5 protein-coding genes are annotated in these 10,393 nt (G+C 64.8%); 1 reads left to right on the top strand and 4 read right to left on the bottom strand.

The window, feature by feature from the left end:
* The first annotated feature begins 102 nt into the window (after positions 1-102).
* Positions 103-999, top strand: a complete 897-nt coding sequence (locus FFS21_RS11705) for a LysR family transcriptional regulator (RefSeq protein WP_137925010.1) — start codon at positions 103-105, stop codon at positions 997-999.
* On the opposite strand, the gene FFS21_RS11710 is transcribed toward FFS21_RS11705, so the two are convergent.
* The 4 genes from FFS21_RS11710 to FFS21_RS11725 are packed head-to-tail and all read right to left on the bottom strand — an operon-like array spanning position 965 to position 10,385.
* On the bottom strand, positions 965-2,449 hold the full coding sequence (locus FFS21_RS11710; protein WP_137925011.1) for an efflux transporter outer membrane subunit: 1,485 nt from the start codon (positions 2,447-2,449) through the stop codon (positions 965-967). The two genes, FFS21_RS11705 and FFS21_RS11710, sit on opposite strands and share 35 nt — an antisense overlap.
* Positions 2,449-5,754 carry an efflux RND transporter permease subunit gene (locus tag FFS21_RS11715; protein WP_137925012.1) on the bottom strand — a complete coding sequence of 1,102 codons (3,306 nt, stop codon included), beginning with the start codon at positions 5,752-5,754 and terminating at the stop codon, positions 2,449-2,451. The genes FFS21_RS11710 and FFS21_RS11715 overlap by 1 nt, the downstream gene beginning before the upstream one ends.
* Positions 5,754-8,912, bottom strand: coding sequence for an MdtB/MuxB family multidrug efflux RND transporter permease subunit (locus tag FFS21_RS11720; RefSeq protein ID WP_137925013.1), 3,159 nt, complete (start codon positions 8,910-8,912; stop codon positions 5,754-5,756). The genes FFS21_RS11715 and FFS21_RS11720 overlap by 1 nt, the downstream gene beginning before the upstream one ends.
* A gap of 27 nt (positions 8,913-8,939) precedes the next feature.
* Complete coding sequence (locus FFS21_RS11725) at positions 8,940-10,385, bottom strand: MdtA/MuxA family multidrug efflux RND transporter periplasmic adaptor subunit (RefSeq protein ID WP_249359324.1); 1,446 nt, start codon at positions 10,383-10,385, stop codon at positions 8,940-8,942.
* Positions 10,386-10,393: the final 8 nt, after the last annotated feature.

The raw sequence follows: 10,393 nt of genomic DNA on the forward strand, positions 1-10,393 counted from the left end.
CGCGGCGATGGGTGGCATTCTATCGGCCACACCGGCAATCACAAGTTAGGTAGTATCTGAATTTCCGATGGATAGGCGGAATCGCCACATAGGACGCACCCCATGAGCCTCTCGATCGATCAACTCCAGGCATTCGCCGCCGCCGCCGAAACCGGCTCGTTTTCCGCCGCGGCGCGCCACATAGGCAAGGCCCAGTCGGTGGTCAGTGCCGCCGTGGCCAATCTCGAAATCGACCTCGATACCACGCTGTTCGACCGTACCGGCCGTTACCCGGTGCTGACACCCGCCGGTGAGCGGCTGCTTGTTGAGGCGCGCGTGATCTTGGAGCGCTGCGAACATTTCCGGGGCGTGGCCAAGAGCTTGGGCGAAGGTGTGGAGTCGCGCCTCACGCTTGCTGTGGACGAGTTGTATCCCGAGGAAACGCTGGGCGGAATGCTCGAGGAATTTTCTCGACGCTTTCCGTCCGTCGAACTGGAACTGCTGTTCCCGCTAATGGAGGACGTGAGCCGCCTCGTGCTGAGTCAGTGCGCCGACATCGGCATCATGTGGCGCCAGGAAATCCTTCCCCCCGAACTTGGCTTCCATGCACTGGGATGGGTGCCGCTCCCCATCGTCTGCGCGCCCGACCATCCTCTGGCCGGACAGGCGCGCGTCGATTTCGAAGACCTGAAACGCTATCGGCAACTGATGGTCGCCACCCGCAGCGACAGCGAAGAAAAGAAACGCCTGCGCGTGGCAGCCGAAGTCTGGTGGGTGGAAAGCCAATGGGTCATCGTCGAACTGGTCAAGCGCGGCCTGGGCTGGGCCTTCGTGCCATGGCACGTCGTGGCCAACTCGCCAGCCGCCGCCGGACTCGTCTCGCCGAAGCTGGCCTTCCAGGATCAGGACTGGCCCGTGCCGCTCGAACTGATCTGGCACAAGCAGCGCCCGTTGGGGAAGGCGGCGACCTGGCTCAAGGAACGGGTCAGCCAGCAGGCGTTGCCAGTGCCGGAGCGGTAGTACGACCTTGCTCCCCCATATCCACCCCATGCCACCCACCCCCCAACGCCTTGATCAACGTCACCGCTGCCGTGTACTGGCGGCCGGTGATCGATAGCGCCGTGCGCTCGGCCGTGTAGGCGGCGGTCTGTGCGGTCAGTACGTCGAGCAGTCCTGCCGTGCCCGCCTTGTAGCGGTTGTTGACGAGCGAGAGGGCTTCGCGCGCCGAGCGCAGTGCATCGTTCTGGACAGTGGCTTCCTCTTCGAGCAGGCGCGTGGCGGCGAGGTTGTCTTCAACTTCCTGGAAAGCGGTGAGTACGGTCTGGCGATAATTGGCGACGGTCTGATCGTATGCGGCCACGGCTTGCGCCTTGGCGGCACTGCGCAGGCCGCCGTCGAAGACGGTGCCGGCGAGTCCGGCGCCCACTGACCAGATGCGGTCCGGCAGAGAGAGCCAGCGCGCGAGCGTGCTGGCGGTGAGTCCGCCCGACGCGGACAGCGACAGCGTGGGGTAGTACGCGGCTTGCGCGACGCCGATATCGGCATTGGCCGATGCCATGCGGCGCTCTGCAGCGCCGATGTCGGGGCGACGTTCCAGCAGTGTGGAGGGCACGGCCACTGGCACGCGCGGCAGCGTGACGTCTGCTTCGGCGACGGCTATGCCCAGATCCGCTGGCGGCTTGCCGACGAGCACAGCCACCGCGTGTTCGTACTGCGCGCGCGTGATCTGGATATCGATCAGTTGTGCCTGTGCGGATTTCAGTTGCGTCTCGGATTGCAGCACATCGGAGCGTTGTGCAGTGCCCGCGTTGTACTGGTTCTGCACCAGTTGCAGGGACTTCTGGTAGTCGGCCACCGTGCGCTGGAGCAACGCGCGCTGTGCATCGGCCACGCGGAGCAGGAAGTAGCTTTGCGCGAGCGTGGCCTGTGTCGATAGCAGCGTCGAGGCAAGGTCCGCTTCACTGGCTTGTGCGCCGGCTTCGGCGCTCTCCACCTGGCGACGGATGCGGCCCCACACGTCGATTTCCCACGATGCGGAGAGCGTCGCGCTCTGGCCGTTGGTGATGCGGCCGCCAGAACTCGATGCACCGCGAGAGAGGCCAGCGCTGGCGCCCACCGTCGGGAAGTATCCCGCGCGTGCTGCGGCCAGTGACGCCGTGGCCTGTCGATAGACCGCTTCGGCAGCCTTGATGTTCTGGTTGGAGACCTGCACTTGCGACATCAGCCCGTCGAGCACGGGATCGTCGAACGCGCGCCACCAGTCGGGGCGCGACATCATGTCCTGCGGCTCGGCAGTCTTCCAGTCGCCGGTCCAGACGGGCATGGCATCCGTGGCTTCCTTGAATGCCTTGGGGACGGGCGCATCGGGGCGGCGGTAGTCGGGCCCCACGGCGCAGCCGGCCAGCAGGGCGCAGGCCAGGGCGACAACTGAAATCGGAAAATGGCGGCGATACATGGCAAATGCCCTCATCAGTGTTCGAGGTGCGGCGTGGCGCTATCGCCATCGCCGCGCTGGCGTCGGGCGCGCCAGGCGTTGACTTTCAGACGCCAGCGATCCAGTGTCAGGTAGACCACGGGTGTCGTGTAGAGCGTCAGCAACTGGCTGACCACGAGCCCGCCCACAATCGAGATACCGAGCGGGGCGCGCAGTTCTGCGCCGTCGCCACGGCCGATGGCCAGCGGAATCGCACCAAGTAGTGCAGCAGCCGTGGTCATCATGATCGGACGGAAGCGCAGCAGGCATGCGCGATAGATGGCATCGCGTGGCGACAAGCCTTCGCGTCGCTCGGCATCGATGGCGAAGTCGATCATCATGATCGCGTTCTTCTTGACGATGCCGATCAGCAGGATCACCCCGATCAGCGCGATGATGCTGAACTCGGTCTTGAACAGCAGCAACGCGAGCAGCGCGCCCACACCCGCCGATGGCAGCGTCGAGAGAATCGTCAGCGGATGTACATAGCTTTCGTACAGCACGCCCAGCACGATATAGATCGTGATGATCGCGGCCAGGATCAGCAGCGGCTGGCTCTTGAGCGAATCCTGGAACGCCTTGGCACCGCCCTGGAAATTGGCCTGCAAGGTCTCCGGCGCGCCGATCTTTGCCATCGCCAGCTTGATCGCGTCGGTGGCTTCGGAGAGCGAGAAGCCTTCGGCGAGGTTGAACGAGATCGTCGATGCGGCGAACTGTCCCTGATGGTTCACACCAAGCGGCGTGCTCGACGGCGTGACCTGTGCGAATGCCGACAGTGGCACGCGGTTCCCGCCGCCCGTGATGATGTAGATATCCTTGAGCGCGTTCGGTCCTTGCAGGTATTCCTGACTCAGTTCCATCACCACGCGGTACTGGTTCAGCGGGTGGTAGATCGTGGAGACCAGCCGCTGGCCGAATGCATCGTTGAGGATGGCATCCACCTGCTGCGCGGTCACGCCGAGCCGCGATGCCGCGTCGCGGTCGATGATGACCGATGTCTGCAGGCCCTTGTCGTTGGTGTCGGTATCCACGTCTTCCAGTCCCTTGATATTCGAGATGGCCGCGCGCACCTTGGGCTCCCATGCACGCAGCACTTCGAGGTCATCGGATTGCAGCGTGAACTGGTACGCCGAACTGCTCTGCCGACCGCCGACGCGGATGTCCTGCACCGGCGTCAGGAACAGGCTCGCACCGGGCTCCTTCGCCAGTTTCACACGCAGCCGCGCAATGATCTGGTCCGCCGTTTCGCTGCGTTCTGAGAGCGGCTTCAGCGTCACGAACATCTGCCCGGTATTGCGCTGCGATCCACCGGTGAAGCCGGTCACGTTCACCACAGCCGGATCGGATTGCACGATCTTGATGAAGTTGTCGAGCTTGGTGCGCATCAACTGGAACGACGTGGCCTGATCCGCGCGGATAAAGCCGATCACGCGCCCAGTGTCCTGCTGCGGAAAGAAGCCCTTCGGCACCACGATGTAGAGATAGACGTTCAGCGCGATGGTCAGCAGCAGCACGATCCACACGATGGGTCCGTGGCGCAGCGCCACACCAAGCGTGCGCGCATAGCCATCCTGGAACCACATGAACACGCGTTCCGTCGAGCGGTGGAAGCGGCCCGGACGCTCTTCGTGTGGGGAGCGCAGCAGGCGCGCGCACATCATCGGCGTGGTGGTCAGCGAGACCACGAGCGAAACGAGGATGGCGACCGACAGCGTGATGGCGAACTCCTGAAACAGCCGGCCCACGATGCCGCCCATCAGCAGCAGCGGAATGAACACGGCGATCAGCGAGAGACTCATCGACAGCACCGTGAAGCCCACCTCGCGCGCACCGCGCAGCGCGGCGGCCATCGGTTTCATGCCTTCCTCGATATGGCGCGAGATGTTCTCCAGTACCACGATGGCATCGTCCACCACAAAGCCGGTGGCCACCGTCAGCGCCATCAACGAGAGGTTGTTCAGCGAGAAGCCGCACAGATACATGATCGAGAACGTACCGACCAGCGACACCGGCACCGCTACGCTCGGAATCAGCGTGGCACGCACGTTACGCAGGAACACGAATACGACCATGATGACCAGCGCCACCGAGATCATCAACGTGTGCTCCACTTCGCGCAGCGACGCGCGGATGGTGGGCGTGCGGTCCATCATCACGTCCATCGAGATTGCGCTGGGAATCATCTTGCGCAGCGTAGGCAGCATCTCGTTGACGCGGTCCACGGTCTCGATGATGTTGGCGCCGGGCGAACGGTTCAGCACCAGCAGCACCGAAGGCTGGCCGTTGGCCGAACCGGCATTGCGGATGTCCTGCACGGAGTCCGTCACGCTGGCCACGTCCTGCAGGCGCACCGGCACCGCAAAGGAGTTGGGCCCCGGATTGGTCACGTTGCCGCCCGTGGCGCCAGAGCTGATGGTCTGCGTGCCACTGCTCGTCGTGATCGTGGTGGTGGTCACGCCGTTGACGGTCTTCGTGCTGACGTTGCCGCCTGCCGTGGCGTTGGCCGTGCTCGCAATCAGCGCACCGGCCGAGGTGGACGAGTACGTGCCCGGTGTGGCGTAGCGGATGATCAGCGGCATGTACTCCTTCGCCGTCATCGCCTGGTCGTTGGCATAGACCTGCCACGCGCGGTCGCGGTTGTCGAGGATGCCGAGCGGACGATTGGCGTTGGTCGCGGCAATCGTGTTGCGTACGTCTTCCAGCGAGATACCGTAGTTGTTCAGCGCCGTGGGGTTGAGCGACACGCGCACCGCTGGCAGCGACGCACCGCCAATCGTGACCTGGCCCACACCTTCTACCTGCGACAGCTTCTGCGAAAGGATGGTCGACGCCGCATCGTAGAGCTGGCCGCGTGTCATCGTCGGCGAGGTCAGCGCGATGATCATGATCGGCGCGTCGGCCGGGTTCACTTTCCGATAGGTCGGATTGTTGGGCAGGCTCGTCGGCAGCGTGGCGCGCGAGGCATTGATCGCGGCCTGCACATCGCGTGCAGCACCATCGATATCGCGCGAGAGATCGAACTGCAGCGTCACGCGTGTGGAACCCAGCGAACTGCTCGACGTGATTTCCGTGACGCCGGCGATGGTGCCGAGCGCACGTTCGAGCGGCGTGGCCACCGTGGCAGCCATGGTCTCGGGGCTGGCGCCGGGCAACGATGCCGAGACCGAGATCGTGGGGAAGTCCACCTGCGGCAGCGGCGAGACCGGCAACAGCCGGAAGGCCGCGATGCCCGCCAGCAGGATGCCGATGGTCAGCAGCGCGGTGGCGACCGGACGATGGATAAAGGCGGCCGAAAGATTCATCAGGCGTTCGGCTCCTGCGGACGCGGCACGATGGGGCCGTGCTGGCGCGGACCTTCGTCGCCATCGTCATCGCGGCCAAAGCGGCGCTCGCGCCAGTTCTTGAGACGCAGCGCCAGACGGTCGAAGGCGAGGTAGATCACCGGCGTGGTGAACAGCGTCAGCACCTGGCTGACCAGCAGGCCGCCCACCATCGTGATACCGAGCGGACGGCGCAACTCCGAGCCGATGCCCGAGCCGAGCATCATCGGCAGTGCGGCCAGCAGCGCGGCCATCGTCGTCATCAGAATCGGACGGAAGCGAAGCAGGCAAGCCTGGAAGATCGCGTCATACGGCTTCATGCCCTGCTCGCGTTCGGCTTCGAGTGCGAAGTCGATCATCATGATCGCGTTCTTCTTCACGATGCCGATCAGCAGGATGATGCCGATGATTGCGATGATCCCCAGATCCTGCCGGAATACGAGCAGCGCCAGCAGCGCACCGACACCGGCCGAGGGCAGCGTCGAGAGAATCGTCACCGGATGGATCGTGCTCTCGTAGAGCACACCCAACACGATATACATCGTGATCACGGCGGCCAGGATCAGCCACAGCGTATTCGACAGCGAGGCGCGGAACGCCAGTGCAGCACCCTGGAACTCGGTGGCCATCGAGATCGGCAATCCAATTTCCTTTTCCACCTGTGTGATCTTGTCCACGGCCGCACCGAGCGAGGCACCGGGCGCGAGGTTGAACGAGATCGTCGAGGCCGGGAACTGACCCTGATGGTTGATCACCAGCGGGCCGGTACGCTCGGAAATCCGCGCGATGGAACCCAGCGGCACCTGGCCACCCGACGACGACGGCAGGCGCAACTCGGCCAGTGCAGCAGGGCTGGTGCGGAACTCGGGCATGGTTTCCAGCACCACGCGGTACTGGCTGGCCTGCGTGAAGATCGTGGAGATCAGGCGCTGGCCGAAGGCGCTGTAGAGCGCGCTGTCGATCACGGCAGTGGTGATGCCGAAGCGTGCCGCGGCATCGCGATCGATTTCCACGAACGCGCGCAGGCCGTTGTTCTGCAGGTCGCTCGCCACATCGCGCAGTTCGGGTTCCTGCTTCAATCGTTCGACGAGCTTGGGAACCCATTCGGCGAGTACGGTGGGATCGGGATCTTCCACCGTGAACTGGTACTGCGTGCGCGCCACGCGATCTTCAATCGTCAGGTCCTGCACGGGCTGCATGTAAAGCGAGATGCCGCCCAGTTTCTGCACCGAATCCTGCAGGCGCTGCGTGACCACGGCCATCGTGTCGCGCTCGCCCTTGGGCTTCAGGTTGATGAGCATGCGGCCTGCGTTGATGGTCTGGTTGGTGCCATCCACGCCGATGAAGGACGATACGCTCGCCACCGCCGGGTCTTGCAGGATCACCTTCTGCACGGCTTCCTGCTTGCGGCCCATCGACTGGAACGAACTGGTCTGCGCGGCTTCGGTGATGGCCTGGATCACACCGGTGTCCTGCACCGGGAAGAACCCCTTGGGCACCACAAGGTAGAGCAGGCCGGTCAGCACCAGTGTGCCGATGGCGACCACGAGCGTAGCGGTCTGGCGCGCGAGCACCCATTCCAGCGCGCGGCCGTAGTGGTGGATCACGCGATCGAAGAAGTGACCCGTGGCGCGGTGGAAGCGGTTCATCTCGGCTTCAGGCACATGGCGCAGCAGGCGTGCGCACATCATCGGCGTCAGCGTCAGCGAGACCACGGCCGAGATCAGGATGGAGACCGCGAGCGTGACGGCGAACTCGCGGAACAGCCGGCCCACGACATCGCCCATGAACAGCAGCGGAATCAGCACGGCCACCAGCGAGAACGTAAGCGAGATGATGGTGAAACCGATCTGCTTGGAGCCTTTCAACGCCGCCGTCATCGGAGGATCGCCTTCCTCGATGTAGCGCATGATGTTCTCGATCATCACGATGGCGTCATCCACCACGAAGCCCGTGGCAATGGTCAGCGCCATCAGCGTGAGATTGTTGATCGAGAAGCCGGCGAGATACATCACACCAAAGGTGCCCACTAGCGAGAGCGGTACGGCCACGCCCGGGATGATCGTGGCGGAGACGTTGCGCAGGAAGATGAAGATCACCATCACCACGAGGGCGATGGCCAGCAGCAGTTCGAACTCCACATCCTTGACCGAGGCACGGATGGTGGTGGTGCGGTCCGTCAGCAACTGCACGTTCACCGATGCGGGCAGCGCCGACTGCAACTGCGGCAGCAGTGTCTTGATGCGGTCCACCACGTCGATCACATTGGCGCCGGGCTGGCGCTGGATGTTCACCACGATGGCGGGCTTGGCATTCGCCCAGGCGGCAAGGCGGCTGTTCTCCGGGCCATCGACGATCTCGGCCACGTCCGTGATGCGGATCGGTGCGCCGTTCTGGTAGCCGATGATGATCTGCTTGTACTCGTCGGCAGACTTGAGCTGGTCGTTGGCGTCGATGGTGGAGGCGCGCGACGGACCGTCGAAACTGCCCTTGGCGCCGTTCACGTTGGCGCTGCCCACGGCGGTGCGCAGGTCATCGATCGACATGCCCAGCGACGCCAGTGCCGTAGGGTTGGCCTGGATGCGCACGGCAGGCCGCTGGCCGCCGCTGATCGTGACCAGGCCCACGCCCTGGATCTGCGAGATCTTGGCCGCCACGCGCGTATCGACCATGTCCTGCAGCTTGGGCAGCGGCAGGGTGTCGGACGTCATCGCGATCGTCATGATCGGCGCGTCGGCGGGATTGACCTTGCTGTAGACCGGCGGCATCGGCAGGTCGGCCGGCAGCAGGTTGCCGCCCGCGTTGATGGCGGCCTGCACTTCCTGCTCGGCCACATCGAGCGATAGCGTCAGTTCAAACTGCAGCGTGATGACCGATGCGCCGCCCGAGGACGACGAGGACATCTGCTTGAGGCCCGGCATCTGTCCGAACTGGCGTTCAAGCGGTGCCGTGACGGCCGACGTCATCACATCGGGACTGGCACCGGGGTAGAGCGTGGTGACCTGGATCGTCGGGTAATCGACTTCAGGCAGGGCCGAGAGCGGCAGCAGCCGGAATGCCAGCAACCCTGACAACAGGATGGCCAGCATCAGCAGGGCCGTGGCAACGGGCCGCTCGATAAATATGCGTGAAGGATTCATGCCGCGTCTGAACTCCTGGCGTAGCCGTTACTGCTGCGGCCGCTGGCCGACGCTGCCGGCGGGATTCGCTGGCGTGGGCGTGGTGGGATTCGGGTTCGCATCGGCATCGCGACGGCGACGCTCGCCCGATGCACCGGCTATACCGGCCGCATCGCTCGCACCGCCGTGTTGGCCGTGCGCACCACTTGCACTGCCCGCACCGTGCGCGCCGCTGGCGCCGCCCCAGTTGCCGCGCCGGCCCCGCGCACGCGCCGAACTCGCTGGCGTCAGTGCCGCAGCGCGTGCGGCCGGGTCCACGGCCTCGACGACCATGCCTTCCTTGAGCCGGTCCGCGCCATCCACCACCACGCGCTCGCCTTCATCCACGCCCTTGAGCACGACCGTGCGCGCGCCGTCGGTCGGACCGAGCGTCACGGTACGTACCTTCACGGCGTTGTCATCGCCCACCACATAGACGAACGTGCCTTGCTGGCCGCGCTGGATGGCCGCCACGGGCACCACCACGGCATCTTGCATGGTGTCCACGCGCGTGCGCACATTGACGAACTGGTTCGGGAACAGCATCCCGTCCTTGTTCTCGAAAATGGCCTTGAGCTTGACCGTGCCGGTGGTGGTGTCGATCTGGTTGTCCGTGGTCAGCAGCGTGCCGTCGGCCAACTGATTGCGCATCTGCCGATCCCATGCCTGCACGGACAGCTTCTCGCCCGCGTTGAGCTTTTTCAGCACGGTGGGAAGGTTGTCTTCGGGGATCGTATAGAGCACGGTGATCGGCTGGATCTGCGTGATCAGCGCGATACCGTTGGCGTCGCTGGTGCCCACGATATTGCCCGGGTCCACCTGACGCAGACCGATGCGGCCCGAGGTGGGGGCCACGATCCTGGTGTAGCCGAGCTGGATGCGCGCGGTATCCACATTGCCCTGATCGGTCTTGACCGTGCCTTCGTACTGGCGCACCAGCGCGTCCTGCGTATCCACCTGTTGTTTGGAAATCGAATCCTGACCGAGCAGCGTCTTGTAGCGTTGCTGGTCGAGCCGCGCGTTCTGCAGCAGCGCCTGGTCACGCGCCAGCTGGCCCGTGGCCTGGTCGAGCGTGGCCTGGAACGGGCGCGGATCGATCTCGGCCAGCACGTCGCCGGCCTTGACCATCTGGCCTTCCTTGAACAGCACCTTGAGCAGCGGCCCCGACACCTGCGCGCGCACCGTGACATTGGCCACAGGCGTCACATTGCCCAGCCCGTTCAGCGTCACGTCCATGTCGCGGCGGGCCACGGTATTGACCACCACGGGAGAACGCGGCATTGCTCCGGGTCCACCCGGTCCGCCCGGACCGCCGCGCTGGGCACCCATGCCCGCGCCCGGCGCCCCGGCCGCAGGGGGCTGGGCGGCGTTGCGATGGGCGAGCCAGTACCAGCCGGCACCGGCCAGCACCACGACGATGGCAGCGGCAATCCAGGTGCGCCGGCTGCGAGGCACCCGGTGGC

Source organism: Cupriavidus sp. 2SB (assembly GCF_005503625.1).
Lineage (GTDB): Bacteria > Pseudomonadota > Gammaproteobacteria > Burkholderiales > Burkholderiaceae > Cupriavidus.

What these genes read in the sequence shown, in the direction of transcription:
- FFS21_RS11715 (WP_137925012.1), bottom strand. Translation starts at nt 5,754, where the DNA reads ATGAATCTTTCGGCCGCCTTTATCCATCGTCCGGTCGCCACCGCGCTG.
- FFS21_RS11710 (WP_137925011.1), bottom strand. Translation starts at nt 2,449, where the DNA reads ATGAGGGCATTTGCCATGTATCGCCGCCATTTTCCGATTTCAGTTGTC.
- FFS21_RS11705 (WP_137925010.1), top strand. Translation starts at nt 103, where the DNA reads ATGAGCCTCTCGATCGATCAACTCCAGGCATTCGCCGCCGCCGCCGAA.
- FFS21_RS11720 (WP_137925013.1), bottom strand. Translation starts at nt 8,912, where the DNA reads ATGAATCCTTCACGCATATTTATCGAGCGGCCCGTTGCCACGGCCCTG.